The organism is Streptomyces sp. NPDC002276, assembly GCF_053891435.1.
The window spans coordinates 24,179-50,192 of record NZ_JBSFCQ010000035.1 but is presented as its reverse complement, the minus strand read 5'-3'; the positions used below and the strand labels follow the sequence as shown (position 1 = coordinate 50,192).

Genomic DNA, 26,014 nt, shown 5'->3' with positions numbered 1-26,014 from the left:
CTTCGGTCTTGCGTTTCCGACTCTATCAGACCGTTTCCGGTTCCGATTTCCTCGGTGCTTTCCAGGTTCCCGCTTCCGCGTTTCCCTTTCCGGCGGTTCCGACTTTATCAGAAGTTTCCGGCCGGACTTACAGGCCGCTCTTTTCCGATTCATCGGGAGTGTGGCTTCTTTGGAATCGAAGTTCCCAGAAGCAGACAGACACTCACTGTTGCCGACCGGACCAGATCCAGTTCTAGGCAACTGTTCGAATCTACCTCCCCGACCGGTCCGTGTCAACGGCTCCTTTGGGGCGAAGAGGAGACTAGCAGCTCAGCGGGGGTGCTCGCACATCAGGCAGCCGTGGGGACGGCTGAGCTGCGTTCGGATGCCTCGACGTCGCCTGTCTCACCGGCGCGTACGGCACGACCGCCCAGGACGTAGACGTACGACAGGAAGGTGCCTTCGGCGATGATGCCGATGCCGACGCGGGCCCAGGTGGGGAGGCCCGACGGGGTGACGAAGCCTTCGATGGCGCCGGAGACGAACAGGACCAGGGCCAGGCCGATGGCCATGCCCACGGCTGCTCGGCCCTCTTCGGCGAGGGCCGTACGACGCGAGCGTGGGCCGGGGTCGATGAGGGTCCAGCCGAGGCGCATGCCCGTACCCGCCGCTACGAAGACTGCCGTCAGTTCGAGCAGACCATGCGGGAGGATCAGACCGAGGAATGTGTCGAGTCGGCCGGCCGATGACATCAGGCCGATGCCGACGCCGAGGTTGAGCATGTTCTCGAAGAGGATCCAGAGGACCGGTAGGCCCAGGAAGATTCCCAGGACCAGGCACATCGCGGCGGCTTGGGCGTTGTTCGTCCAGACCTGCGCCGAGAAGGCGGCTGCCGGGTGGCTGGAGTAGTAGGTCTCGTACTCGCCGCCGGGACGGGTGAGCTGACGCAGTTGGCTCGGAGCCGCGATGGATGCCTGTACTGCGGGGTGGGTGCCTATCCACCATCCCAGGAGGATCGCGACCACCGTCGACAGCAGCGCGGTGGGGACCCACCAATGGCGTGCCCTGTAGACCGCGGCCGGAAAACTGTGCCCCAGGAAGTGAGTGACGTCACGCCAGGAGGCACGCCGGGTTCCTGTCACCGCACTACGCGCGCGTGCCACGAGTTGGCTGAGCCGGCCCGTGAGTTGAGGGTCCGGGGCACTGGACTGGACCAGGGAGAGATGGGTCGCCGTCCGCTGGTAGAGGGCGACGAGTTCGTCGGCCTCGGCGCCGGTGAGGCGACGCTGGCGGCGGAGCAGCGCGTCGAGGCGGTCCCACTCTGCTCGGTGGGCCGAGACGAAGACGTCGAGGTCCATCTGGTTGCCTGCTCCTCGGCTGCTCGTCGACTGCTCGTTGGGGATCAGCTTGTCGTACTGGGGCGCGATGTGCCCTCAGCTTGGCAGACTGGCTGTTCCAGGGGCAGGGCAGGGGAAGGGCGGCAGGCGTGAGTGAGCTGGTGACGGGCGAGGCGGTGGCGCTGGAGTTGCGCCCCGCGAGGCTGCCCAGCAGGGCGCTGGCGGTGTTGCTCGATCTGATCGTGGCCATGGCCGCCTACATCGGTGTGAGCGTGGCTTTGATGTTCTCCACGGCCTCTTTGGACGACGCGGCGCAGATCGCGCTGTCGATCGCCGCCTTCGTGCTGGTGCTGGTGGGCGCGCCCATAGCCGTGGAGACGTTGAGTCATGGGCGTTCGCTCGGGAAGCTGGCGTTCGGGCTGCGAGTGGTGCGGGACGACGGCGGGCCGATCCGGTTCCGGCACGCGCTGGTGCGGGGTGCGATCGGTGTGATCGAGATCCTGACGACGTTCGGGACCGTTGCCTGTATCGCTTCGCTCGTTTCGGCGCGTGGTCGGCGACTCGGGGATGTGTTCGCGGGGACTTTGGTCGTACGGGAAAGGGTGCCCGCCGGGCAGACGTCCTTCGTGCCGCCTCCGCCGGTCTGGCTGACGGGACGTTTCGCCGAGCTTGATCTGTCCGCCGTTCCCGATGGGTTGTGGCTGGCCATCCGGCAGTACCTGACGCGGATGCAGCAGCTGGATCCGCAGGTGGGTTGGGCGATGGCCGAACGGCTCGCCACGGATCTCGTGGCCCGTACGGGAGCCCCGGCGCCGCAGGGTGTTCCGCCGGCCGCGTATCTGGCGGCGGTGGTGCAGGAGCGCCAGGCGCGGGACGCGCGGCGGGCCTTTGGGAACGGCAGCGCGGGCGCCTATTCGCCGTCTCAGGCGCTCGGGGGCGCATCGGCCGGGAGGTTCAGGCCTGGGACCGGTGTGCCAGGCGCGTTCGGCAACACGGCGCTTCAGCCGTCGTCGGCTCCTCAGCAGCCTTCGGCTCCCCCTCAGGCTTACGGCTCGGCTCCCGCGCCTGCTCCCGTTTCCTGGTCGGCCCCAGCCGCTCCCGCTTGGTCCACCGAGGGCGGCACTGGTGCTGGTGCTGTTCCGGTCCCGCCCGCGCCCGGCCCGCAGCCTCCGGCGCCGCAGAAGACATCGTCCGCCGATTCTCGGCCCTCTACCGGATTCGCTCCGCCCGCCTGAATCTGTCGGCCGCGCCCCCTCACCGGCCGGCGGGGAGAGGCGCCGCTCAGCCGAAGACGGACGGCGGCGACTCCAGCTCCTCCAGCTCGATGCCGGGTGCCGCGAGCACGACGTCGCCGGCGATGTGTACGGCGTGCTGCTCGCCCGTGTCCAGGGCTGTGACCTGGTATTCGTCCACGGTCAGAGGGCCGTTGTCAGTGCCGTGTGTTTCTCTTTTCAGCAGAGCCCAGGACTGGTCCACGGTGCGCGGGGCGAGGACCGGATCCGTGAAGGCGACCAGGCGGACGCGGGTCGCGGCTGAGGAAGGGGTGAGGCGCAGGAGACGGGTGGTGGCGATGAGGAACGCGGGGGAGGTGCCGGTGAAGGCGTGGGCGCGGACATTGCCTTCGGCGGCATCGGTGCCGGTGGGGTCGGTGCGGACCCAGGTGACGCCGTCGAGGGCGGCGCCGCGCACCTGCCAGTTCGCCGCGTGGAGTTCGAGGCGGATGGGGCGGCCGAGTTCGTCGAGGGTGAGGTCGACGGAGCCGTGGTGATCGCCGGAGGGGGCGGTGAGTTGGGAGACGTAGCGCCAGCCGGACGGGCCGGGGGCGCACTGGAAGTGCTCGTCTGCGAAGGGGGTGTGATCGTGCGGATCGTGGAGCGAATAGCGGCCGCGGGGCATCGGAGTCCTGGGTCTTGACGGGCCGGTCCGGCCGACGGAACCAAAGGGGCAGGCCCCCGCCACGGGGGTGCGGGGGCCTGCCTCGGAGGATCTGCTGCTGAGGACCTGTCGCTGTGACCGTGTCAGTGCACGGACGCGGTCACAGCGGGCGGGGTCGTCGGCTCAGTAGCGGTAGTGGTCCGACTTGTACGGGCCGTCGACCTCTACGCCGATGTACGAGGCCTGCTCGGGGCGCAGCGTGGTCAGCTTCACGCCGAGCGCGTCCAGGTGGAGACGGGCGACCTTCTCGTCCAGGTGCTTGGGCAGCACGTAGACGTCGGTCGGGTAATCCTCGGGCTTGGTGAACAGCTCGATCTGGGCCAGCGTCTGGTCCGCGAACGAGTTGGACATCACGAACGAGGGGTGACCGGTGGCGTTGCCCAGGTTCAGCAGACGGCCCTCGGACAGCACGATCAGCACCTTGCCGTCGGGGAACGTCCAGGTGTGGACCTGCGGCTTCACCTCGTCCTTGACGATGCCCGGGATCCGCGCGAGGCCGGCCATGTCGATCTCGTTGTCGAAGTGGCCGATGTTGCCGACGATCGCCTGGTGCTTCATCCTGGCCATGTCCGCGGCCATGATGATGTCCTTGTTGCCGGTCGTGGTGACGAAGATGTCGGCCTTGTCGACGACCTCGTCCAGCGTCGTGACCTGGTAGCCGTCCATCGCCGCCTGCAACGCGCAGATCGGGTCGATCTCGGTGATGATCACGCGGGCGCCCTGCCCGCGCAGGGACTCCGCGCAGCCCTTGCCCACGTCGCCGTAGCCGCAGACGACCGCGGTCTTCCCGCCGATGAGAACGTCGGTGGCACGGTTGATGCCGTCGATCAGGGAGTGGCGGCAGCCGTACTTGTTGTCGAACTTCGACTTGGTGACGGCATCGTTGACGTTGATCGCCGGGAACAGGAGGGTGCCGTCGCGGTGCATCTCGTAGAGACGGTGCACACCGGTCGTCGTCTCCTCGGTCACGCCGCGGATCTCCGAGGCGAGTTGGGTCCACTTCCGCGAGCCCTCGCTGATGGTGCGCTGGAGGACCTGGAGGACGACGCGGTGCTCGTCGGACTCGGCGGTGTCGAGGGAGGGGACCTTGCCGTCCTTCTCGTACTCGACACCCTTGTGGACGAGCATGGTGGCGTCGCCGCCGTCGTCCAGGATCATGTTCGGACCGCCCGTGGGGGTGTTCGGCCAGGTCAGCGCCTGCTCCGTGCACCACCAGTACTCCTCCAGCGTCTCCCCCTTCCAGGCGAAGACCGGAATACCCCGCGGGTTCTCGGGCGTACCGTCCGGACCGACAGCGATCGCGGCAGCCGCGTGGTCCTGGGTGGAGAAGATGTTGCAGGACACCCAGCGGACCTCGGCGCCCAGCGCGACCAGGGTCTCGATCAGAACAGCGGTCTGCACAGTCATGTGCAGCGAACCCATGATCCGGGCGCCGGCCAACGGCTGAGCAGCGGCGAACTCACGGCGGATCGACATCAGGCCCGGCATCTCGTGCTCGGCAAGGGTGATCTCCTTGCGGCCGAACTCGGCCAGGGAGAGATCGGCGACCTTGAAGTCCTGTCGGTTGTCGACAGTCGTCATTGCGAGGTACTCCTCGGGGTTGGGGCGAGGTGGGTACGGCTGGTCTGCGCGGCGGCGGACACAGGGGTGCCCCAAGGAGGACACAGGCATGCCCGCGTACGCGCAGCGCAGTCCGTCGGAGGCCCTCTCTCCCTCGGTCGGTCCGCGGTGGGACCGCCCGACCGCCATCAGCAGCGACGTCTGGCTCCGTCCCAAGTTACACCGGTAGGGCCGGCGGTCCCCAGTCCGCTCCGGACAGTTCCAGCCGAACCGAGCGTGCGCCCGGCGTCGGAGCGGGCTTCCGGCCGCGGCAAAACGGGGTGCGTACGCATGTCGGGCGGAAGGGTACGGACGTAGGCGACCAGGAGTGTTCGCGTCTTTGAGTCGGGCGGTGGATGGTGTGGGATGCCGGGAGATCGGGGGCCTGGGGCCTCTGAGGGCATCCGCCGTCCAGAGCGGCTGATCGAGCGGGTGCTATCCGCGCCCGTGTACACGGCAGGGCGGGTACGACCACAGCGGCAACCGTGCCCGGCGTGCTGAGCGCAGTCGGTCCGTGGTGGTGGGCTCGCGGCCGGGGCGGGTCGTGGGTCCGCACAGTCCGTTCACAGACGCCCGCTACCCTCTGCGCCGCGGAGGTGCCGCATGGGGAGGGAAACGATGTCGGGCAAGGGGCGGGGACTTGGGGTCACGGCTGTGGTGGTGGGGGTGCTGGGGGTGGTGTTGGCGCTCGGCTCCCTCGCGTACGCGCGGAACTCTTACGGGAGTTCCACCATCAGCAGTCAGAGCATGTCGCCGACGTACGAGCCGGGTGATCGGATCATCTTCGAGAAGGTGGACGGCGGCGAGGTGCACCGCGGTGACGTCGTCCTGTTCTCGGCGCCGGACCGCTACGGGTTCAGCGGGAGCGTGATGCAGCGGGTCGTCGGGGTAGGCGGTGACCGAGTGGTGTGCTGCACGGGATCGGGCACGGACGCCCGGATCACCGTGAACGGCAAGCCGCTGGCGGAGCCCTATGTGAAGCAGGGTGATGTCGACGGTCTGCACAAGACGTACGACGTGACGGTCCCGAAGGGGCGGCTGTTCCTGCTCGGCGACAACCGCGCGAACGCGAGGGACTCGCGTTTCTTCGCGAGCGATCACGACGGGACGGTGGCCGAGTCCGCCGTCCGGGACCGGGTGACCGACGACCGTACGGTCGCCTTCGTCATCGGGTCGGCCGTCATCGTCGGGGTCGTGCTCGTCCTGATCGGTATCGGCCTGGGCATCGCCGCGTTCGTCGTACGGCGGCGGAGGGCGGCCCCGGTGGCGCCGTGGCCCGTGCAGCAGGGGTAGCGGGACGGGGAGGGCCCGTCGAATGTTCCGGCGGGCCCTGTTGTCGTGGGAGTCGAGGAGGTCAGTGCCCGGCCGCGGGGTGTTGGGCCGGGCCGCCGGGGGTGGCTTCGCGGTCGGGGCCCTTGGTGGCTTCGGACTCACTGTAGATGTCGGGTTCGAGGTAGATGACGCGGGCGATCGGGACGGCCTCGCGGATGCGGGACTCGGCGGCGTTGATCGCGGTGGCGACCTCGGTGGCCGTGTCGTCGTGCTGGACGGCGATCTTGGCGGCGACGAGCAGTTCCTCGGGGCCGAGGTGGAGTGTGCGCATGTGGATGATGCCGGTGACGGTGTGGCCGTCGACGATGGCGGCCTCGATCTTCTGGACGTCCTCGATGCCGGCGGACTCGCCGAGCAGCAGCGACTTCGTCTCGGCGGCCAGGACCAGCGCGATCAGGATGAGCAGGATGCCGATGCAGAGGGTGCCGATGCCGTCCCAGATGCCGTCGCCGGTGAGCAGGGCCAGGCCGACGCCGCCGAGGGCGAGGACCAGGCCGATGAGCGCGCCGAAGTCCTCCAGGAGGACGACCGGCAGTTCGGGGGCCTTGGCGCGGCGGATGAACTGCGACCAGGAGTGCGTGCCGCGCAGTTCGTTCGACTCCTTGATGGCCGTACGGAACGAGAAGCCCTCGGCGATGATCGCGAAGACCAGGACGCCCACCGGCCAGTACCAGTGCTCGATGTCGTGCGGGTGCTTGATCTTCTCGTAGCCCTCGTAGACGGCGAACATGCCGCCGACGGAGAAGAGGACGATCGAGACGAGGAAGGCGTAGATGTACCGCTCGCGGCCATAGCCGAAGGGGTGCTGCGGGGTGGCCTCGCGCTGGGCCTTCTTGCCGCCGATCAGCAGGAGGGCCTGGTTGCCGGAGTCGGCGAGGGAGTGGACGCCCTCGGCGAGCATCGAGGACGAGCCGCTGAAGGCGAACGCCACGAACTTCGATACCGCGATCGCGAGGTTGGCGCCGAGTGCCGCCACGATCGCCCTGGTGCCGCCTGACGCGCTCATGTGTTCGCGGTGTCCCTTCGCCTTCGTACGTCTCGTCTGTGCCGGACGTCCACGTCGGACATCCACGTCGGACGTCTGCCCCGGACGTCTGCCCGGATGGGTCGTCCGGCCGTCTTTGCCCGTCCTTTGCCGGTGGGCCATTCTTGCAGCCCCGCCTGGCGACGGCGCGTCAGGTATCCACAGGCCCGGTCATACGATCACAGTGGCCCGGAAGACCGTGCCGACTCCGGACACCTCGGCCTTGTCTCCGGCCGGGACGAAGACCGACTGGCCGGGGGCCAGTTCGAACTCGCCCGCCGCCACCGCACCGGCCGTGCAGAGCAGGATCTGCGGAGTGTCGAGGGTGAGGTCGTGGACGCCTGTGCCCGCCGGGAGGACGTACCGGGACAGCCGGAACTCGTCGATGGGGGTCTCGTAGACCTCCTCGCCGTCGGGGGACGCCTCGGGGCGCAGCACTCCGGGGTCGCTCGCCTCGAAGCGGACGACGCGCAGGAGTTCGGGGACGTCGACGTGCTTGGGGGTCAGGCCGCAGCGCAGGACGTTGTCGGAGTTGGCCATGATCTCGACGCCGAGGCCGTTGAGGTACGCGTGCGGGATGCCGGCGCCGAGGAACAGGGCCTCGCCGGGCTGGAGTCGGACGTAGTTGAGGAGCATGGCGGCGATGACGCCGGGGTCGCCCGGGAAGTGGTGGGCGATGTCGGCGTAGGGCGCGTAGTCGCCGCCGAGGCGGGTGCAGGCGGTCGCCGCCGCGGTGACCGTGTGGCGCATCTCCTCGGGGTCGGCGGTGAGGATCGCCGTGAGGACCTCGCGCAGGGCGGCTTCCTCGGGGTGCGCGTGCAGGAGGTCGACGTAGGGCTTCAGGGAGTCGACGCCCAGGCCGGCGAGCAGGTCGGCGGCGCGCAGCGGGTCGTTGAAGCCGCAGAGGCCGTCGAACTCCGTGAGCGCGCAGATCAGTTCGGGCTTGTGGTTGGCGTCCTTGTAGTTGCGGTGCGGGGCGTCCACGGGGATGCCCCGGCGCTCCTCGTCGGCGTAACCCTCCTTCGCCTGCTCCAGGTTGGGGTGAACCTGGAGGGAGAGCGGGGCGCCGGCGGCGAGGATCTTCAGCAGGAAGGGCAGCCGGGGGCCGAACTTCGCGACCGCCTTCTCGCCCAACTCCCGCTCCGGGGACGCCTCGACGACCTCGACGAGGGTCCCGCGCGCGGTGCGCGAGGGGGCTCCCGGGTGCGCGCCCATCCACATCTCCGCCTGCGGCTCACCGCTCGGCTCGACGCCGAGCAGCTTGGGGATGGCGGTGGTCGAACCCCAGGCATAGGGGCGGACGGTGTTGTCGAGGCGGTCCATGTGGCTCTCTACCGGTTCTCTCTGCGTACGACCCGAGGACGACCTGGGTACGACGTGGCTTCGCGCCCCGTACGACGGTGTACGGCGGCTCAGGGCTTCGACGACAAGATCAGGCGCCCGAGGCGAGCGCCAGGTAAACGGCGGCGAAATCCGTCATGGCGATCAGCTCCGCGAGGGTCTCCAACTCGCCGCCCTCCTCGGGCTCCAACTCGCTGATCGGCGTGTCGTGGCTGAGGGCCAGGTCACGGGCGGTGGGCGCGGCGGTGAGGCCGCCGATCGGACGGTCCCGGAGCAGCACCACGCGTGCGTGCAGCGCGGGCGCCTCGTCGACGCGGTCCCTGAAGAAGTCGTCCGGGTCGGCACTCGCGGCGAGCGGGCCGGCCAGCAGGGCGTTGTGCTCGGCGAGCGCCTCGGGCAGTTCGGAGACGAGCGCGGGTCGGCCTGCCAACTCGGCCAGCGCGGCGGCGAACCGGCGGCCCGCCGGACCGGCCGACGCTCCCTCCGTCCAGATCACCGGGAGCGAGTCGGCGAGTTCGGAGGCGAGGGTCTTCGCGGGGTTGCTGTACGTCGCGACGGCGGGCCCGCAGCGCTCGGCAACCTGGTCGAGACGGTCGGCGACCTTCTCCAGGGCCTCGGGCGGCGCGCTGAGCAGCCCTGTGCGGTCCAGAAGGGCGAGCAGCGGGGTGAGCAGCGCCCAGAGGACTCCGGGGGCGGAGGCGGCCAGCGGCTCGTCGTGCTCGTACGGTGCGGTCGCCATCGGTACGAAGAGGCCGTGGGCGCCGTCCACGGCCTCCGTGAGGGGGCTGCGGGACGGGGCCACGGCTACGACGGTGCAGCCGCGGCGGTAGGCCTGTTCGGCGAGCAGGGCCAGGCCGGGTTCGCTGCCGTCCGGGGTGGTGATCAGCAGCAGGTCCACGGAGCCTGCCCAGCCCGGGAGTTCCCAGCGCAGGGCGCCTGCCGCGGGGGCTACGCCGGTGGGTGCCAGGCGGGTGACGGGGCTGCTGGCGCCCGCGAGCCTGCCGAGCAGGTCGGCGACGCAGGTGGCGGCGGCGCCGGGGCCCGCGATCAGGATGGCGCGGGGGCGGCCGTCCGGTTTCAGGTCGTTGACGCCCGCCTCGGCCGCGTGCCGGGCGGCGGTACGCACCCGGGCGCCGGCCTCGGCGGCACCGCGGAGCAGGGCCCTGCGGTCGGCCTCGGTCAGCGCGTCCGGGGAGTCGAGCAGCGATTCGTCGAGCATGGGCGGCGGCCTCCGATCGCGTCGTCGTCGGTTACGCGGGGTGGCGGGCCTCGTCGACGAGGAGGACGGGGATGCCGTCCCGTACGGGGTAGGCCAGGCCGCAGTCCTCGCCGGTGCAGATCAGCTCGGTGTCCTGCTCCTTGAGAGGGGCGTGGCAGGCCGGGCAGGCCAGGATCTCCAGGAGGCCGGCTTCGAGCGGCATGGGGTGTCCCTCCAGGGGGTGTCTACGACTGTCTGCGACGCTTCGGCGGATGTGCCTGGTCAGGGTACCGCCGGTGAGGGGTGTGCGCCGGGGTTGGGGCGGACGTCCCTGGGGGCTGCGCCCCCAGACCCCCCTTCGGTCTGAACGGCCTCGTCCTCAAGCGCCGGACGGGCCGAAACCTCCCGACCGGCGTCGAGCGGAAACCCTCAGCCCCTGATGATCCCCAGCACCTCGTCCCGCACCTTCCCCATCGTCGCCTCGTCCCGCGCCTCCGTGTTGAGCCGCAGCAGCGGTTCCGTGTTGGAGGGGCGGACGTTGAACCACCAGTCGGCGGAGGTGACGGTGAGGCCGTCGAGTTCGTCGAGGGTCAGGTCGTCCTGGCCCTCGTAGGCGGCGCGGATCGCGGCGAGGCGGGCTCCCTGGTCGTCGACCGTGGAGTTGATCTCGCCGGAGCCCACGTAGCGGTCGTACTGGGCCACGAGGGCGGAGAGCGGGCCGTCCTGGCCGCCCAGCGCGGCGAGGACGTGGAGGGCGGCCAGCATGCCTGTGTCGGCGTTCCAGAAGTCCTTGAAGTAGTAGTGCGCGGAGTGCTCGCCGCCGAAGATCGCGCCGGACTTCGCCATCTCGGCCTTGATGAAGGAGTGGCCCACGCGTGTGCGTACCGGTGTGCCGCCGTTCTCCTTGACGACCTCGGGGACCGACCAGGAGGTGATCAGGTTGTGGATGATCACGCCCTTGCCGCCGTTCCTCGCCAGCTCGCGGGCGGCCACCAGGGCGGTGATCGCGGACGGCGGGACCGGGTCGCCGTTCTCGTCGACCACGAAGCAGCGGTCGGCGTCGCCGTCGAAGGCGATGCCGAGGTCGGCGCCCTCCTCGCGGACGCGCGCCTGGAGGTCGACGATGTTGGCCGGGTCGAGCGGGTTGGCCTCGTGGTTCGGGAAGGTGCCGTCCAGCTCGAAGTACATCGGGACCAGGGTGAGCGGCAGGCCGGCGAACACGGTCGGGACCGTGTGGCCGCCCATGCCGTTGCCCGCGTCGACGACGACCTTCAGGGGGCGGATGGAGGTCAGGTCGACGAGGCCGCGGAGGTGCGCCGCGTAATCCTCCAACGTGTCCCGCTTTGTGATCGTTCCCGTCGGGCCGGAGACCTCCGGGGCGCCGGAGTCCAGCCAGGATTCGACGAGTTGGCGGATCTCGGCGAGGCCGGTGTCCTGGCCGACGGGGGCCGCGCCCGCCCGGCACATCTTGATGCCGTTGTACTTCGCCGGGTTGTGCGAGGCCGTGAACATGGCACCGGGGAGGTCGAACGCGCCCGAGGCGTAGTACAGCTGGTCCGTGGAGCACAGGCCGATCTCGGTCACGTCGACGCCGCGTGCGGCCGCCCCGCGCGCGAAGGCCGCGGAGAGTCCGGGGGACGAGGGCCGCATGTCGTGCCCGGTCACGATCGCACTGGCGCCGGTCACCTGGACGAAGGCCGCCCCGAACAACTCGGCCAAGGACTCGTCCCACTGGTCCGGGACGACGCCCCGTACGTCGTACGCCTTCACGAGCTGCGACAAATCAGCAGACACGGCCAACCCTCCAGAAAGTCCTATCGGTCGCCCCAAACTACCCGCAGGGACCGACAGCGCGACGATCGGCAACCGAGCCGTCCACAGACTCTTACCTGGGTCGGGGCAACGCCTCGCGCGGTGAGTCCCTCTCAGGGGACGCGATCACAGTTGGGGATCGTTGAACGAACTGCCGGACAGGTGCCGTCAGTTGTCGGGCGAGCGCAGCACTCGCAAATGACCCCGGCGGGCGACCTCCATCGGGTCGGCCGTACGAGCCCCACCCCCGGCGCCGCCTCCGCCACCGGCTCCCGCCGCCCGCTCCTGCGGGCGGGCCGCCTCGCGGACCGCGTTGGCAAGCGCTTCCAGGTCGTCGCCGCTCGGGCGGGCCGGAGCGGAGCTGTCGAGGAGGCGGACGACCTCCCAGCCGCGGGGTGCGGTGAGGCGCTCGGAGTGCTCGGCGCACAGGTCGTAGCAGTGGGGTTCGGCGTAGGTGGCGAGCGGGCCGAGGACCGCGGTCGAGTCGGCGTAGACGTACGTCAGCGTCGCGACGGCGGGCCGGCCGCAAGCGGTGCGCGAACAGCGACGTACAGGGCTCACGACGTTGGACGGTACCGCACTCTTGAGCGGGCCGCGACGACTCTCCCCCAGGTCACCCCACCGTGTCGGGCTGTGAGACGCCCCACACACCTCACCGGCAACACGCCACTGACCTGCGCGAACACTCCTTCCCGAGATCTCGAACAGGGCCGGACCCGGTCAACACTCGGCACAAACACCGTCAATTGCCTTGAGAGGGACGGTCTTGGAGACATACGGAATCGAGCCCAACCTTGGCCGGAATGGTCATCCGGCGACATGGCGCCCGAGCGCGTGGACGGCGAGTGGAGTCCGGCGGCCGGACCTGACGGGGACTACGCTTCACCAGTGATGGACACCCCCGTACCGCCCCCCGCCGCCGGCCCCGGGCCCCGCCGCCGCGATCGTCACGGCCGGGGCATGCGCGGCCCGATCGCACCGCCGCAGGTTCCGCTGGCCGCGAGCCGGGCCGAGGCGTTCGCGGATCTGGTGCAGGACTCCGTGGAGCGCCTGGAGCGACGCTGGCCGCAGCTGGCCGAAATCGATTTCCTCGTCCTCGAAGTCCCTCGACTGGGTGGTGCGGGCGAGGGCTGGAACGACGAGTCGGTGCCCCTGGGGGGCACGATCGCCGCCCGTGAGGGGCATCCCGCGCGCGTGGTGATCTATCGGCGGCCGGTCGAGATCCGCACGAAGGGGCGCGACGAGCGCGCGGCCCTGGTCCACGAGATCGTCGTGGAGCAGGTCGCCGAACTGCTGGGCCTCACCCCGGAGACCGTCGATCCGCGCTACGGGGAGGACTGACCCCTCCCCGCGCGCGGGTGATCGCGGACCGCTACTTCTGAAGGACCGACAGGTCCTCGTCCGTCTGCGGCACGGACACCGTCCCCCGGTCGTCGGGCAGGGTCTGGATCGTGAAGCCCGGTACGCCCTCCTCGGTCGCCGACAGCGTCCGGGCCGCGTACACCGGGCCGCCCGACTGGGGCTCGACGGTCAGCGCGTAGGTGCCCTTCAGGCCGCCGGGGACCGGGAGTTCGACGTCCTGTGTGGTGCCGGCCTTGATCGTGTACGTCTTGGAGACCGGCGTACCGCCGCCGCTGCCGGCGGACGCGGTGACCTTGACGGTCGCGGTGCGGGTGGGCGCGACCAGGGACAGCGTGGAGCCCTTGGTGCTGTTGTCGGCGGACGTCGCGCGCGTGCCGACCGGGGCGGTCGCCGGGATGAACGCCGTCTCCTGCTTGCCCCCCTTGCCCCGTACGACCTTCAGGGCGGCGACGACCGGCACGGACTGGTCGGTCGGTGTCAGGACCAGGGAGCCCGGGTCGCCGCGGGTGACGTCACCGAGGTCGACGCCGACCGTCATGCCCGCTTTGACGTGCACGGTCTCGTGTCCGGCCGGCGTGATCATCCCGGTGGGCGAGGAGAGCCGTACCTTCAGGTCGGCGTCCGAGTCGCCCGGTGTGAAGACGATCAGCCGCACGGAGGTGGCGTCCTTCGGGATGCCCGGCATGACCAGGCTGCCCGCCGGGTCGGTGGACGCGGCCAGCCAGTCGCCGCCGAGCTTGGCGTCGAGGGCCTGCACGGACGCGCCGACCCGGCCGCTGCGCACGGTCACGTGCACGGTCAGGTCGGCCTCCTGGTCGTCGGTGAGCGTGGACAGCAGGATCGGCTCGTCGGCGTGCGGCTCGACCGTGATGCCCTCCCCCACCGTCGACTTGAGGTCGCCGTCCTTGCCGTAGAGGTCGATGTCGACGACGGCGGCGGAGTCGTCCGGGTTGGTGAGGTTGACGTAGTCGGTGCGGTCGGCGGAGGTGCTGGCGCCCGGGAACCAGAACTCGGTGTCCGGGGCGGTGCAGTTGACGCCCTGGAGGCCGCGTCCGTTGCCCGCGGCGACCTCGGTGGTCTCCTGGACGGTCCACCCGGGCGCGTACTTGCCCTCGGCCGTGCCGAGCAGCGCGGGCGAGTCGGCGCCCGAACTGTCGCCGGTGGCCGGGGTGCCGGGGGTCTTGGGCGTCAGGACGGGCTTGGCGGGCTTCTTCTTGCTCTTGCTGCTCGTGCCGTCGCCCGACTCCTCGCCCGCGGCCTGGAGTTCGGCCTTGCCGCTGTCGTCCGTGCCCGCCGTGACGGGCGTGAAGGACGTGTACGACGTGTCGGCGAGGTCGGAGGTGCTCGGTGCCGGGCAGAGCAGGCTGGTGCGCTCCACGGGCAGCTGGGCGGCCGCCTCGGCGGTGTGGGTGCCGGACGCGGCCGGTGTCTTCATCTCGGCGAACCCGGTGACGGCGGCGAGCGCGGCCACGCCGGCGAGGAAGGACAGGGTGGTGCGGTTCACTGCTGGCTCCCGTCGGGGCGCTCACTGCCGTGCGGATGCTGCTGGGCAGGGTCGTACGGCGGGTCGTAGGCGGGGTCGTAGTTCGGGTCGTAGCCCTGGCTCTGTCCCTGGCCCTGCGCCTGGTTCTGGTCGTAGCCCGGTTCGTACGCCGGGTCGTACCCGGGTGCCGGGGGCTGGCCGCCGTAGGCGTACGGGTCGTACTGGCCGCCCTGGTAGGGGTCCGCCTGGTACGACTGGTCGTAGGTGCCCGCCGGGTACTGCTGGTCGGCCTGGTACTGCTCGCCGCCGTAGGTGCCGTACTCGGCGCCCGCGTAGCTCGCGGCGTCCCACTCTGCGTAGGACTGCTGTTGCGGGATCGCGGCGGCGACCTCCTCCTCCGCAGGAGGAGGTGTGGTGCCCGAGCCGAACGCGTCGAACTCGCCGGTGCTCGCGATGTCCGCCGTCTCGTCCGCCTCGTCGGCGGCCTCGGTCTCGGCCTGGGCGCGCAGGCGGCGGGCCCTGCGGCCCTCGCCCGCGACCGCCTGGGCCGGGATCAGCTCCTCCTCGGGGAGGTCGTCGTCGACGTCGCGGCGGCGGCCCGGGAGGGCGAGCACGACGAGGACGAGGGCGAGCGCGCCCTGGGTCCACAGCCAGGCGGTGTGTCCGATCGGGTCGTCGTAGGTGACGTCCAACCTTCCGCCGGTGGCGGGGAGTTGGAAGCCCTGGGCCCAGCCGTCGACCGTGGTGCGGGTGAGCGGCTCGCCGTCCAGGGTGGCCGTCCAGCCCGCGGCGGCCGAGTCGGCGAGGCGCAGGACGCGGCCGGTGGCGCCGGAGGGGATCGTGGTGTGGATGTCGACGGGTCCGGCGGCGACCGGCTTCGGGGCGGCGGTGCCGGCGACGATGGCCGCGCGGGAGACCTGCGCGTTGACCCGCCACAGGGCGCTGCCGTCGGCCTGGCTGAGCCTGCTGAGACCAGGGGTGGCGTCCAGGACGCGGCTGACCTCGCGGGGCGCGCCCTTGTGGACGAGGACGTAGCGCACGGCGAAGCCGCCGAGTTCGTCGGCCTGGTCGGCGCCGGAGCCGGCGACGAGGTTGGCGACGACCTTGTCGAGCCTGCTGTTCTCGCCGTCCGCCGCGGCGAACTCGCCGTCTCCCATGCGGGCGCCGGAGCCGCGCACCAGCATGTAGCCGACGTGTGCGGCGGAGTCGCTGTCCAGGACGAGCGTGCGGGCCTGGTCCTGGGTGTCGCTCTCCTCGGCGACGAACGCGGGCACCTGGGTCGGGTCGCGACGCTCCAGGGGGCCGTCGGCGCCGCCGAGCATCCAGCCGGCGGCGACGAGCAGCGGTCCGGCGGCCGAGGCGAAGGCGATCAGGACGGCCACCGGCTGACGCCAGCCGAAGCTCTGCTCGGCGACACGCGCGCGTGCCCCGTCGGCGCCGAGCGCGGCGGCGGCGAGGAGAGCCAGGCCGTAGACGAGGGTCGCGGGGCCGGCCCAGGTGGAGCTGTTGGACAGGACGGCGAAGACGAGGCCCACCAGGGCGACGCCCCAGGCGGCCCGGATGCCGAAGGCGCGCTCACTGCGCAGCAGGGCGGCCAGGGCGGCCAGCACGATGCCGATGAGCATCAGGCCGTTGACCGTGCCGGGGCCGCCGGGGCTGGCGCCGAGCAGGTCGATGGGGGTCGCGGACCCGGAGCCGTACTCCAGGCCGGCCTGCTGGAAGAAGCCGAACGGGAGCAGCGTCAGCGACCAGGGCGCCAGGATCAGCAGCGGGGTGCCGAGCTGGGCCAGGAAACGCAGGCCGTAGGCGGTGATCTCGCTTCTGCGCACGGCCAGCAGGGCGATGCCGAGGATCAGGGCGATGGGCCAGATGATCGGCGTGAAGGCGGTGGTGACGGTCAGGAGCAGGGCGTAGGCCCAGGTGGCGCGCCAACTGCCGCGCGTGCCGGACGAGTGCGTGAGGCCGCTGGCGGCGATGCCCGCGCGGGCCGTCAGCGGGAGCAGCACGGCAAGTACGGCGGTGCCGATGCGGCCGCCCGCGAGGGCGCCGGTGGCGGCGGGCAGGAAGGCGTAGACGACGGCCGCCCAGGCGCGCAGCAGGCGGGACTCGACGAGCGGGCGGGAGGCGAAGTAGGCGGTGAACCCGGCCAGCGGCACCGAGGCGACCAGCAGGACGGTGACCGCGAGGCCGGTCGAGCCGAACAGCAGCGAGGAGAGCATCGCGATGAACGCGAGGTACGGCGGCGCGGTCGGGGTGCCGCCGGCGCCGACGGGGTGCCAGGAGTCCAGGAAGCGGGACCACAGTTCGCCGGAGTCGCCGGGTGCGGGCAGCAGCGCGCCGCCCGTGAGCGCGCCGCTGCCGAGCAGGCCGCGACAGGCGACGAGGGAGACGAGCAGCAGCACCAGGAACAGCACCGGGCCGGGCTTGCGGGCGATGCGCTTCACGCGCGCGAACTGCTCGATCTCCAGGAAGTCCGCGTCGTCGCCGCCGGGTCCTGACTCGACCGCGCCGCCGTGCCGGCCGGCCCCCGAGGTGATCTCGGGGTCGGAGGTGTCGACGAAGCTGGCGGCGGCCTGTTCGAAGGTGGCCCGCAGGGTCGCGCCGGGCGGCGGGAAGAGCGGCCGCAGCTCCGCCTTGTCGATCTGCGGGGTGCCGCGCCTGCGCCGTCCGGCGATGATCCGCTCGGGGCGCAGCAGGGTCCCCAGGAGACCGCGGATCTCGTCGAGGGCCTGTCCGGGGACCTTGCCGACGAGGTAGCCGAGGGTGCGCAGCACGGTGCCGACGACGATCCTGACGAGGACCCAGGGCAGCACGGCCGTACGGCTGTTGACGAGCAGGGTGTAGACGGCGCCGGCCTTGTCGACCTTGTGCGGGGAGGCGACGGTGCGGCCCGCGCAGTCGACCGCGCGGCGCTCGCGGGAGGCCGCCTCGGCGTGCCGTACGACCGCCTCGGGGGCGACCAGGACGCGGTGGCCCGCGGCGGTGGCGCGCCAGCACAGGTCGACGTCGTCACGCATCAGGGGCAGCCGGCGGTCGAAGCCGCCGAGTTCGTCGAAGACGTCGCGCCGGACGAGCATGCCGGCGGTGGAGACGGACAGCACGGGCCGCACGTGGTCGTGCTGGCCCTGGTCCTGTTCGCGGCGGTCCAGGCCGGTCCAGCGGCGCCCGGAGTGGGCGATGGTGACGCCGACCTCCAGGAGCTGCCGCCGGTCGTACCAGCCGCGCAGCTTGGGCCCTACGACGGCCACGTCCTCGCGGCCGAGTTCGTACTCCTGGTCCACCACGCGCAGGAGTTGGGCCAGGGCGTCGGGCTCCGGGGCGGAGTCGTCGTGCAGCAGCCACAGCCACTGGACGGGCTCGCCGTGCGGGAGTTCCGGCATGTCGTAGGCGTCGTCCCGCCACGTGCGCGTGACGGGGTCCCAGCCGCTGGGGCGCTTCAGGTACGGCAGGTCGTCCGGGGTCAGCACGGGGGCGGTCCGGTTGGCCTCCTCGACGGCCTGGCCGAAGCCGGTGCGCCGGGCGAGGTGCAGCACGCGGTCGGCGCCGAGGGTGTCGGTGACCAACTGGGCGGAGTCGTCCGCGCTGCCGGTGTCGGCGGCCATGACGCTCTGCACGGGGCGTTCCTGGCCGAGCAGCCCGGCGAGCGCGTCGGGCAGCCAGCGGGCGCCGTCGTGGGAGACGAGCACCGCGGTGACTACGTGACGCGGAAACTCGGGCGGGTGGGCCGGGTCAAACAGAGCAGTGGCAGCGTCGTGTTGGGCTGCCGTGTGGCTGTGCACGGACATCGAGGTACGGGCCCCGGTTCGATGGACTGCGGTGGACGCCCGTGTCCCGAGGGGACTGCGGTACGTCTCGGACGAGCGCCCACACTATCGGCTGGGCACAGCGACGGCCCGCCGCCTGTGGATAACCCAGTCGCGACGGGCCGTTCAGTAAGTCCCGAGGTAAGTCCCGAGGTATGTCTTGAGGTATGTCTTGAGGCGTAACCCGGGGTATGTCCCCAGGTGTGCCGTGCGGTTCAGACGGCGGCCTTCTTGAGCCGGCGGCGTTCGCGCTCGGAGAGGCCGCCCCAGATGCCGAAGCGTTCGTCGTTGGCGAGGGCGTATTCGAGGCATTCGGAGCGGACCTCGCAGGCGAGGCAGACCTTCTTGGCCTCGCGGGTGGAGCCGCCCTTCTCGGGGAAAAAGGACTCGGGGTCGGTCTGGGCGCACAGCGCGCGCTCCTGCCAGCCGAGTTCCTCGTCCGCGTCGTCGACCAGCAGTTGCTGCACCAGCTCGGTCATGTGCGCCCCTCGTCTGTCTTTCGCGTCCCCGTGATGTAGCCGTTACCGATGTCGGCTGAACGACACGAGTGAAATTACAAGTGTGCTGCTCCGGGCGAGTCAAGCCGAGATCTGCTATTGGGCCCCTTATTCACTCTGCGGAACCAAGGCCTAGCGGAAAGTGTTCAAATCGGCATAAACCTTGACAAGCAGTGGAGACCCTCGTGCGCCTCCTACCCCGAGGCAGGGCCTGTACGGGGGAGGACGCTCAGGAGTTCGATCTCGTTCCCACGGGGTTTGTGCGCCCGGTTGTGCGCCATGTGTCCCGATAGCCTCCTGAACAAACCTTTCACCTCTCAGATGAACCGGATGAGGTGAAACATGTCCCACATCCCGGGCGTCGAGTTGACAGTGCGGGTGTGAACCGATGTTCTTGTGGGCATGCTCGCGAACTCGGCACTCACCTCGACCCGCTCCGCCGGGTCCCTCGGTGCTGTCCGCGCTCGCCGCAGCTGTTGTTGCTGTTCCGGCTGTTGAGCCCTCCGCGCTCCGGCCCCACTTGCCTTCTCTTCTTTTGGTGACACCCATCCCCCGCCGTTACTTCTTACGCCGAGGAACCACCGCACCCCCATGAACAGCGACAGCGACCTCCAGATCGCCGGCGACATCCTCGAAGTCCCGCACCTCCTCCGGGCACCGCGCGAACACCCGGCCACCGTGGCCGAGTTCGTCGGCCTGGCGCGCTCGATCGCCGCCGACCGCGCCCAGTGGGAACACCTCGTCGAGTACGACGCGACGACCCGCTGGTACCACCGGCTGAGCACCGGCCCCGGCTACGAGGTGTGGCTGCTGTCCTGGGTGCCGGGACAGGGCAGCGGGCCGCACGACCACGGCCCCTCCTCCGGTGTGCTGACCGTCCTGGACGGCACGCTGACCGAGCGCACCGAGCGGGGCACGCGCGCGTTGGGGGCGGGCGCGCAGCGGGTGTTCGCGCCGGGGTACGTCCACGAGGTCGTCAACGACACCCTCGAACCGGCCATAAGCCTGCACGTCTACTTCCCCGGCCTGACCGAGATGCCGATGCACACCGCGTGCGCGAGGCGTACCGGGGCCGAGCCCGTCGACGCCGTGACCGCCTGATCGGAACCGGTCGACCTGGTCGCCGGCCGGCCCGCGATGCGGTGACTGCCTGCCGCATTGTCAGACCCGCCTGCAAGACTTGTCCCCATGCGCATTGTGGTTCTTGCAGGAGGTATCGGTGGTGCCCGGTTCCTGCGCGGTCTTCAGCAGGCCGTGCCGGACGCCGACATCACGGTGATCGGCAACACGGGGGACGACATCCACCTCTTCGGGCTGAAGGTCTGCCCGGACCTCGACACGGTGATGTACACGCTCGGCGGCGGCATCAACGAGGAGCAGGGCTGGGGCCGTGCCGACGAGACCTTCCACCTCAAGGAGGAGCTCGGGGCGTACGGGGTCGGGCCGGAGTGGTTCGGGCTCGGCGACCGGGACTTCGCCACGCACATCGTGCGGACGCAGATGATCGGCGCCGGCTATCCGCTGAGCGCGGTCACCGAGGCGCTGTGCGACCGCTGGCAGCCGGGGGTGCGGCTGATCCCCATGACGGACGACCGTGTCGAGACGCATGTCGCCGTCGAGCTGGACGGCGAACGCAAGGTGATCCACTTCCAGGAGTACTGGGTACGGCTGCGCGCGTCGGTCGCCGCCGAGGCCGTCGTACCGGTCGGGGCCGAGCAGGCCAAGCCCGCGCCCGGCGTCCTGGAGGCGATCGCGGAGGCGGACGTCATCCTCTTCCCGCCGTCCAACCCGATCGTCTCCGTCGGGACCATCCTCGCCGTGCCCGGCATCCGGGAGGCGATCGCCGAGGCCGGGGTGCCCGTGGTCGGCCTCTCCCCCATCGTCGGGGACGCGCCCGTGCGCGGGATGGCCGACAAGGTGCTCGCGGCGGTGGGCGTGGAGTCCACGGCCACCGCGGTCGCCGAGCACTACGGCTCCGGACTGCTCGACGGCTGGCTCGTCGACACCGTGGACGCCGCCTCCGTACCGGACGTCGAGGCGGCCGGGATCCGCTGCCGGGCCGTACCGCTGATGATGACCGACACCGAGGCGACCGCGCGGATGGCGCGGGAGGCGCTGGCGTTGGCGGAGGAGGTGCGGGCCGCATGAGCGAGGTGCCGCCGGTGGAGGGTTACCGGGTCTGGGCCGTGCCCGGAATGCCGGAGGTCGCGGCGGGCGACGACCTCGCCAAGCTGATCGCCGCCGCCGAGCCCGGGCTCCTCGACGGGGACGTGCTCCTCGTCACCTCGAAGATCGTGTCCAAGGCGGAGGGGCGGATCGTCGAGGCGGCCGACCGGGAGGCCGCGATCGACGCCGAGACCGTACGGGTCGTGGCGCGGCGCGGTGCCCTGCGGATCGTGGAGAACCGGCAGGGGCTGATCATGGCCGCCGCCGGGGTCGACGCCTCCAACACCCCTTCGGGGACAGTGCTGTTGCTGCCCGAGGACCCGGACGCGTCCGCGCGCGCGATCCGCGACGGGCTGCGGGACGCGCTCGGCGTCAACGTCGGCGTCGTCGTCACCGACACCTTCGGGCGGCCGTGGCGCACGGGGCTCACGGATGTCGCGATCGGCGCCGCGGGCGTACACGTACTGGACGATCTGCGCGGGGGCACGGATGCCTACGGCAATCCGCTCAGCGCGACCGTCGTGGCGACGGCGGACGAGCTGGCCGCAGCCGGTGACCTCGTCAAGGGCAAGGCAGCGGGGCTGCCGGTCGCCGTGGTGCGCGGGCTGCCGCACGTCGTGACCTCCGGGGACGACGGGCCGGGCGCGCGGGCCATGGTGCGGGGCGGGCGCGACGACATGTTCCGGCTGGGGACGTCGGAGGCCGTACGGGAGGCGGTGACCCAGCGCCGTACCGTGCGGGCCTTCACCGACGAGCCGGTCGACCCGGGTGCGGTACGGCGGGCCGTGGCCGCGGCGGTGACCGCGCCGGCGCCGCATCACACGACGCCGTGGCGGTTCGTGCTGCTGGAGTCCGCCGAGTCGCGGAGTGCGTTGCTGGACGCGATGCGGGACGCGTGGATCGCGGATCTGCGGCGGGACGGGAAGTCCGAGGAGTCCATCGCCAAGCGGGTGCGGCGTGGGGACGTGTTGCGCGCGGCGCCGTATCTCGTGGTGCCGTGTCTCGTCATGGACGGGTCCCACACGTACGGGGACGCGTGGCGGGACGGGGCCGAGCGGGAGATGTTCGTGGTGGCCGTGGGGGCGGGGGTCCAGAACTTCCTGGTGGCGTTGGCCGGGGAGCGGTTGGGGTCGGCGTGGGTGTCTTCGACGATGTTCTGTCGGGATGTCGTGCGGGAGGTGTTGGGGTTGCCGGAGGGGTGGGATCCGATGGGGGCGGTGGGTGTGGGGCATGCGGCGGGTGAGCCTGCGGCTCGGGCTGAGCGGGATGCGGGGGCGTTTATCTCGGTGCGGTGAAACGCCGTTGGGGCTCGTCTCGTTTGCGGGTGCGGGTCGCTTGTGGCTGAGCGCGCAGTTCCCCGCGCCCCTGAAGGGGCGCTACCACCTAGGTTCGTAGGACATCTCCGTGGCCGGACGATTTGCCTCTCGGCCCACTCGTACGACTGTGCGGGGTGGGGATCTTGGTGTTCCCGGGCTGGTGCGGAGTTGGGTGCCGGGTGGGGTGCTTGATCTCGGGCTGGTGCTCGGGCCGTTGCGGCGGGGGCCCGGGGATCCGACGTTTCGGGTGGACGCGGACGGATCCGTGTGGCGGGCCAGTCTCACGCCCGTCGGGCCGGGGACCTTGCGGGTGTCCGCTCCTGGGGGTGAGGTGCGCGGGGAGGCCTGGGGGCCCGGCGGTGCGTGGTTGTTGGAGCGGTTGCCGGAGATGCTCGGTGCTGCCGATGATCCTGGCGCGTTCGTGCCCCGGCATCGGCTGGTGGCTGTCGCTCAGCATCGGCGGCCGGGGTTGCGGCTGACGCGGACTGGGCTGGTGCTGGAGTCGTTGATTCCGTCGGTGCTGGAGCAGAAGGTGACGACCGACGAGGCGTACCGGGCCTGGCGGTCGCTGGTGCGGAAGTTCGGGTCACCCGCGCCGGGGCCCGTCGGCGGGCGGATGTGGGTGATGCCGGCGCCCCGCGCGTGGGCGTTGATCCCGTCCTGGGAGTGGCACCGGGCCGGGGTCGACGACAAGCGGGCGTCGACGATTCTGCGTGCCGTACGGGTCGCCGCGCGGCTGGAGCAGGCGGTGTCGATGCCGGCGGAGGAGGCGCGGGCCCGGTTGGAGGTCGTGCCGGGGGTGGGGCCGTGGACGTCCGCGGAGACCGTTCAGCGGAGTCATGGGGCGGCGGACGCGGTGACCGTGGGGGATCTGCATCTGCCGGGGATCGTGGGGTGGGCGCTGGCCGGGGATCGGGATGCCGATGACTCGGTGATGTTGTCGTTGCTTGAGCCTTATGCGGGGCAACGGCATCGGGCGGCCCGGTTGATTCTGCTGAGCGGGCGGACTCCGGCCCGGCGGGCGCCGAAGATGCCTCGCGGGGACATCGGGAGGTTGTGAGCGCGCCGGGTGGGTGGGGGGTCCGGGGCGCAGCCCCTGGGACGGCGCCCCTGCCCACCCGCACGAACTACTGGTCAGCCCCCGCCCACCCGCACGAACCGCTGGTCAGACCTCCCCACCCGCACGCACTACTGGTCGGAAGAGAACCGCACCGCCCCCGCCGGGATCCGCGCGTCGCACCACACCCGCATGCCGTCGCAGAGTTCGTTGTCGGCGCCGATGATCGCGCCGTCGCCGATGACCGTGCCGGTGAGGACGGAGCGTTCGCCGACTCGGGCCCGGGTGCCGATGAGGGAGTCGGTGATGACGGCGCCGGGTTCGATGACGGCGCCGGGGAGGATCGTAGAGCCGAAGACGCGGGCGCCCTGGGCCACGAACGCGCCCTCGCCCACCACCGTGCCGCCCGTGAGCTTGGCGTCGGGGGCGACACGGGCCGTGGGGAGGACCAGGCGGTCGCCGCAGCGGCCGGGGATCGCGGGGGACGGGGCGCGGCCCAGGACCAGGTCCGCCGAGCCGCGGACGAACGCGGCCGGGGTTCCCAGGTCCAGCCAGTACGTCGAGTCCACCAGGCCCTGGAGGTGGGCGCCGGCGGCGAGGAGGTCCGGGAACGTCTCGCGTTCCACCGACACCGGGCGGCCCGCCGGGATCGTGTCGATGACCGAGCGGCGGAAGACGTACGCCCCCGCGTTGATCTGGTCGGTGACGATCTCCTCGGGTGTCTGGGGCTTCTCCAGGAAGGCCAGGACCCTGCCGGTCCCGTCCGTGGGGACCAGGCCGTAGGCGCGCGGGTCCGTGACCTTCGTGAGGTGGAGGGAGACGTCCGCGCCGGTCGCCTCGTGGGTGTCCACCAGGGCCCGGATGTTCAGGCCGGTGAGGATGTCGCCGTTGAAGATCAGGACCGGGTCGTCGGGGGCCGAGTGCAGGCGCGAGGCCACGTTGCGGATCGCGCCGCCCGTGCCGAGGGGCTCGTCCTCCGTGACGTACTCGATGTGGAGGCCGAGGGCCGAACCGTCACCGAAGTGCGGTTCGAACACCTCCGCCAGATAGGAAGTGGCCAGGACGATGTGTTCCACGCCCGCCGCTCTCGCCCGCGCCAGCTGATGCGTGAGGAACGGCACCCCCGCCGCCCTGACCATCGGCTTCGGGGTGTGCACCGTGAGGGGGCGCAACCGGGTGCCCTTGCCGCCGACCAGGAGGATCGCTTCTGTCACCTGTCGTCTCTGCTTCCTGCCGGGACCGGCCGAGCTGTTTCTTCGGCCGGCCAGTGTGTGCAGCCCCCCGGCACCCCTGTCGGTCCGCTCCCTCAGCGGCCCTGGAACCGGGCCGACGTGGAGCGGGCCGAGCCGAGCTTGCCGTAGAGCTGCCGTCCTGGGCACTCCGTGGCGAACCCGTCCCGATGGCCGGAGATCACATTGAGTCGTACGTTCTTTCCCTTTCGGTAGAGATTGCCACCCCCGGACTTCAGGTATGTCTTGCCGCGCGGATTGACCCCGTAGAGCCCGAGCTTCCAGGCGGCGAGGCGGGCGATGGCGTTCACTGCCGCCGAGGACGGTTTGGCGGTGCCGAAGGTTCCGAGGACGGCGATCCCCATGCTGTCGGTGTTGAAACCGAGGGTGTGGGCACCCATGACCGGTTTCGCCACTCCCCCGGCACGCCCCTCGTAGATGGTTCCGCACTTGTCCACGAGGAAGTTGTAGCCGATGTCGCGCCAGCCGCTGCTCCTGACGTGGTAGCGGTAGATACCACGAATGACTGAAGGCGCTTGCGAGCAGCTGTAGTTGTTGCCTGAGGCGGTGTGGTGCACGAAGGCGGCCTTGACCTTCTTCGTGTAGACGAACCCCTTCTCGCGCAGCTTCTCGTCGGCGCCCCAGCCGCTCCGGGTGACGATGCGCGGGCGCGGGCCGATGTACGGCTGGGCCCGGCCGTACATCGCGACCACCTCCCGCTCGGTGGCCGCCCGGCTCAGCGCCGGGAGTTCGGTGGCGGCGAGGGGCAGGGCGGCGCGGCGGGCGGTCGGGCGGGCGCCCGCGGCCGGGGGTTCCGCGCCCGGGTCCACGAGTTCCAGGTGCAGGCCGGTGGGGAGCGGGGAGCGCTGGTTCCCTACGGCCCTGGCCGCGGCCGGGTCCGCTCGTACGCGTACGTCGACGCCGTCCGAGTCGCCCACCCACAGCGGGGCCGTGGAGCCGTGGACGTGGCCGGAGTCGCGTTCGGCGGTGCCGGGGTCGGCGCCGTGGTCCTCGTTGTGGGTGTCGACGTCCTGCCAGCCGGACCACTCGCCGGTGCCGGTGGCCCGGGTGCGGACCTGGACCCGGCCGCGGAGTTCGGTGTCGGGGTCGGTCCAGGTGACGCCGACGAGGGAGAAACGGTGGACGTCGGCGCGGGTCAGGCCCTGTTCGGGGGCCGCGCCCAGGGTGCGGTCGCGGGTGGTGGTGGCGAGGGGCAGCGACTCGGTGCTGCCGGGGAGGTCCGGTGCGGCGGCCGACGGCGCGGATCTCGCGCCGCCGGTCGGCTGCGCCGCCTGAGCCGGAGCCGTAGCCAGAGCCGTAGCCGGGGCCGAGGCCGGGGTGGCGGCTGCGGGCAGGGTGAGCGGGAGGGCCAGGGCGGCGGCGCAGGTGACGCCGATCGAGGAAGCAAGGAATCCACGCATGCCCCTGATCCTGAACATAGTCATATATATCTGTCCATTTGGGATCTGACGGACCGTCGGCTGCGGTTCGTCCGAACCGGTGGTCCCGCACTGCGGGTACGGCCCTGCGCCCGCGTACGCTTT

At 71.2% G+C, this 26,014-nt stretch carries 21 protein-coding genes; 7 read left to right on the top strand and 14 right to left on the bottom strand.

Features of this window, described 5'->3' with window-relative positions; translation table 11 throughout:
• Nucleotides 1–329 precede the first annotated feature (329 nt).
• The gene (locus ACWIHT_RS45410; protein WP_456174536.1) at nucleotides 330–1,337 is read right to left on the bottom strand and encodes a stage II sporulation protein M; all 1,008 of its coding nucleotides are present in this window, start codon (nucleotides 1,335–1,337) and stop codon (nucleotides 330–332) included.
• A 128-nt stretch (nucleotides 1,338–1,465) separates the two neighbouring features.
• Between ACWIHT_RS45410 and ACWIHT_RS45405 the strand changes: the two genes are divergently transcribed.
• Entirely contained in the window at nucleotides 1,466–2,551 is a 1,086-nt protein-coding gene (locus tag ACWIHT_RS45405; RefSeq protein ID WP_456174535.1) for an RDD family protein, read from the top strand.
• A 46-nt stretch (nucleotides 2,552–2,597) separates the two neighbouring features.
• Here the strand turns inward: ACWIHT_RS45405 and ACWIHT_RS45400 are convergent, their stop codons facing one another.
• Entirely contained in the window at nucleotides 2,598–3,212 is a 615-nt protein-coding gene (locus tag ACWIHT_RS45400; RefSeq protein WP_456174534.1) for a hypothetical protein, read from the bottom strand.
• Nucleotides 3,213–3,374: 162 nt separating this feature from the next.
• A complete protein-coding gene (ahcY, locus tag ACWIHT_RS45395; RefSeq protein ID WP_456174533.1) occupies nucleotides 3,375–4,832 on the bottom strand; it encodes an adenosylhomocysteinase in 1,458 nt (485 codons plus the stop codon).
• Between the two features lie 621 nt (nucleotides 4,833–5,453).
• Here ahcY and lepB point away from each other — a divergent pair.
• Nucleotides 5,454–6,143, top strand: a complete 690-nt coding sequence (gene lepB / locus ACWIHT_RS45390; protein ID WP_456174532.1) for a signal peptidase I — start codon at nucleotides 5,454–5,456, stop codon at nucleotides 6,141–6,143.
• A gap of 61 nt (nucleotides 6,144–6,204) precedes the next feature.
• Here the strand turns inward: lepB and ACWIHT_RS45385 are convergent, their stop codons facing one another.
• The 6 genes from ACWIHT_RS45385 to ACWIHT_RS45360 form a co-directional block, all read right to left on the bottom strand.
• Nucleotides 6,205–7,188, bottom strand: a complete 984-nt coding sequence (locus tag ACWIHT_RS45385; protein ID WP_456174531.1) for a cation diffusion facilitator family transporter — start codon at nucleotides 7,186–7,188, stop codon at nucleotides 6,205–6,207.
• 189 nt (nucleotides 7,189–7,377) lie between these two features.
• Nucleotides 7,378–8,529, bottom strand: coding sequence for a mannose-6-phosphate isomerase, class I (gene manA, locus ACWIHT_RS45380; protein WP_456174530.1), 1,152 nt, complete (start codon nucleotides 8,527–8,529; stop codon nucleotides 7,378–7,380).
• 109 nt (nucleotides 8,530–8,638) lie between these two features.
• Nucleotides 8,639–9,766: an SIS domain-containing protein gene (locus ACWIHT_RS45375; protein WP_456174529.1), complete on the bottom strand. Its 1,128-nt coding sequence runs from the start codon at nucleotides 9,764–9,766 to the stop codon at nucleotides 8,639–8,641.
• Between the two features lie 31 nt (nucleotides 9,767–9,797).
• Entirely contained in the window at nucleotides 9,798–9,968 is a 171-nt protein-coding gene (locus tag ACWIHT_RS45370; RefSeq protein WP_019072213.1) for a Trm112 family protein, read from the bottom strand.
• 206 nt (nucleotides 9,969–10,174) lie between these two features.
• Nucleotides 10,175–11,539: a phosphomannomutase/phosphoglucomutase gene (locus tag ACWIHT_RS45365; protein WP_456174528.1), complete on the bottom strand. Its 1,365-nt coding sequence runs from the start codon at nucleotides 11,537–11,539 to the stop codon at nucleotides 10,175–10,177.
• Between the two features lie 186 nt (nucleotides 11,540–11,725).
• On the bottom strand, nucleotides 11,726–12,169 hold the full coding sequence (locus ACWIHT_RS45360; RefSeq protein ID WP_399118964.1) for a DUF3499 domain-containing protein: 444 nt from the start codon (nucleotides 12,167–12,169) through the stop codon (nucleotides 11,726–11,728).
• Between the two features lie 279 nt (nucleotides 12,170–12,448).
• Between ACWIHT_RS45360 and ACWIHT_RS45355 the strand changes: the two genes are divergently transcribed.
• Nucleotides 12,449–12,898, top strand: coding sequence for a metallopeptidase family protein (locus tag ACWIHT_RS45355; protein ID WP_403657354.1), 450 nt, complete (start codon nucleotides 12,449–12,451; stop codon nucleotides 12,896–12,898).
• Nucleotides 12,899–12,929: 31 nt separating this feature from the next.
• Here ACWIHT_RS45355 and ACWIHT_RS45350 read toward each other — a convergent pair whose 3' ends face one another.
• The 3 genes from ACWIHT_RS45350 to ACWIHT_RS45340 all read right to left on the bottom strand — a co-directional run bounded on the left by ACWIHT_RS45350 (nucleotide 12,930) and on the right by ACWIHT_RS45340 (nucleotide 18,684).
• Nucleotides 12,930–14,423: a DUF5719 family protein gene (locus tag ACWIHT_RS45350; protein WP_456174527.1), complete on the bottom strand. Its 1,494-nt coding sequence runs from the start codon at nucleotides 14,421–14,423 to the stop codon at nucleotides 12,930–12,932.
• Nucleotides 14,420–18,187, bottom strand: coding sequence for a glycosyltransferase (locus ACWIHT_RS45345; protein ID WP_456174526.1), 3,768 nt, complete (start codon nucleotides 18,185–18,187; stop codon nucleotides 14,420–14,422). The genes ACWIHT_RS45350 and ACWIHT_RS45345 overlap by 4 nt, the downstream gene beginning before the upstream one ends.
• 233 nt (nucleotides 18,188–18,420) lie before the next feature.
• Nucleotides 18,421–18,684, bottom strand: a complete 264-nt coding sequence (locus ACWIHT_RS45340) for a WhiB family transcriptional regulator (protein ID WP_003975777.1) — start codon at nucleotides 18,682–18,684, stop codon at nucleotides 18,421–18,423.
• A 609-nt stretch (nucleotides 18,685–19,293) separates the two neighbouring features.
• Here ACWIHT_RS45340 and ACWIHT_RS45335 point away from each other — a divergent pair.
• The 4 genes from ACWIHT_RS45335 to ACWIHT_RS45320 all read left to right on the top strand — a co-directional run bounded on the left by ACWIHT_RS45335 (nucleotide 19,294) and on the right by ACWIHT_RS45320 (nucleotide 23,244).
• Nucleotides 19,294–19,803, top strand: a complete 510-nt coding sequence (locus ACWIHT_RS45335; RefSeq protein WP_456174525.1) for a cysteine dioxygenase — start codon at nucleotides 19,294–19,296, stop codon at nucleotides 19,801–19,803.
• A gap of 87 nt (nucleotides 19,804–19,890) precedes the next feature.
• Nucleotides 19,891–20,850 (top strand): 2-phospho-L-lactate transferase, encoded by a 960-nt coding sequence (gene cofD, locus ACWIHT_RS45330; RefSeq protein WP_026179079.1) that lies wholly within the window; start codon nucleotides 19,891–19,893, stop codon nucleotides 20,848–20,850.
• Nucleotides 20,847–22,163: a coenzyme F420-0:L-glutamate ligase gene (locus ACWIHT_RS45325; protein ID WP_456174524.1), complete on the top strand. Its 1,317-nt coding sequence runs from the start codon at nucleotides 20,847–20,849 to the stop codon at nucleotides 22,161–22,163. The genes cofD and ACWIHT_RS45325 overlap by 4 nt, the downstream gene beginning before the upstream one ends.
• Before the next feature lie 109 nt (nucleotides 22,164–22,272).
• Nucleotides 22,273–23,244, top strand: coding sequence for a DNA-3-methyladenine glycosylase family protein (locus tag ACWIHT_RS45320; RefSeq protein WP_456174523.1), 972 nt, complete (start codon nucleotides 22,273–22,275; stop codon nucleotides 23,242–23,244).
• Between the two features lie 128 nt (nucleotides 23,245–23,372).
• Here ACWIHT_RS45320 and manB read toward each other — a convergent pair whose 3' ends face one another.
• A complete protein-coding gene (manB, locus tag ACWIHT_RS45315) occupies nucleotides 23,373–24,455 on the bottom strand; it encodes a mannose-1-phosphate guanylyltransferase (RefSeq protein ID WP_456174522.1) in 1,083 nt (360 codons plus the stop codon).
• Between the two features lie 92 nt (nucleotides 24,456–24,547).
• Nucleotides 24,548–25,891, bottom strand: a complete 1,344-nt coding sequence (locus tag ACWIHT_RS45310; RefSeq protein WP_456174521.1) for a peptidoglycan recognition protein family protein — start codon at nucleotides 25,889–25,891, stop codon at nucleotides 24,548–24,550.
• Between the last annotated feature and the right edge of the window lie 123 nt (nucleotides 25,892–26,014).

Coding starts and splice junctions, on each gene's coding strand:
- ACWIHT_RS45325 (WP_456174524.1), top strand. CDS start 20,847: ATGAGCGAGGTGCCGCCGGTGGAGGGTTACCGGGTCTGGGCCGTGCCC.
- ACWIHT_RS45410 (WP_456174536.1), bottom strand. CDS start 1,337: ATGGACCTCGACGTCTTCGTCTCGGCCCACCGAGCAGAGTGGGACCGC.
- ACWIHT_RS45375 (WP_456174529.1), bottom strand. CDS start 9,766: ATGCTCGACGAATCGCTGCTCGACTCCCCGGACGCGCTGACCGAGGCC.
- ACWIHT_RS45385 (WP_456174531.1), bottom strand. CDS start 7,188: ATGAGCGCGTCAGGCGGCACCAGGGCGATCGTGGCGGCACTCGGCGCC.
- ACWIHT_RS45345 (WP_456174526.1), bottom strand. CDS start 18,187: ATGTCCGTGCACAGCCACACGGCAGCCCAACACGACGCTGCCACTGCT.
- ACWIHT_RS45355 (WP_403657354.1), top strand. CDS start 12,449: ATGGACACCCCCGTACCGCCCCCCGCCGCCGGCCCCGGGCCCCGCCGC.
- ACWIHT_RS45340 (WP_003975777.1), bottom strand. CDS start 18,684: ATGACCGAGCTGGTGCAGCAACTGCTGGTCGACGACGCGGACGAGGAA.
- ahcY (WP_456174533.1), bottom strand. CDS start 4,832: ATGACGACTGTCGACAACCGACAGGACTTCAAGGTCGCCGATCTCTCC.
- ACWIHT_RS45310 (WP_456174521.1), bottom strand. CDS start 25,891: ATGCGTGGATTCCTTGCTTCCTCGATCGGCGTCACCTGCGCCGCCGCC.
- ACWIHT_RS45400 (WP_456174534.1), bottom strand. CDS start 3,212: ATGCCCCGCGGCCGCTATTCGCTCCACGATCCGCACGATCACACCCCC.
- ACWIHT_RS45335 (WP_456174525.1), top strand. CDS start 19,294: ATGAACAGCGACAGCGACCTCCAGATCGCCGGCGACATCCTCGAAGTC.
- ACWIHT_RS45370 (WP_019072213.1), bottom strand. CDS start 9,968: ATGCCGCTCGAAGCCGGCCTCCTGGAGATCCTGGCCTGCCCGGCCTGC.
- cofD (WP_026179079.1), top strand. CDS start 19,891: ATGCGCATTGTGGTTCTTGCAGGAGGTATCGGTGGTGCCCGGTTCCTG.
- lepB (WP_456174532.1), top strand. CDS start 5,454: ATGGGGAGGGAAACGATGTCGGGCAAGGGGCGGGGACTTGGGGTCACG.
- manA (WP_456174530.1), bottom strand. CDS start 8,529: ATGGACCGCCTCGACAACACCGTCCGCCCCTATGCCTGGGGTTCGACC.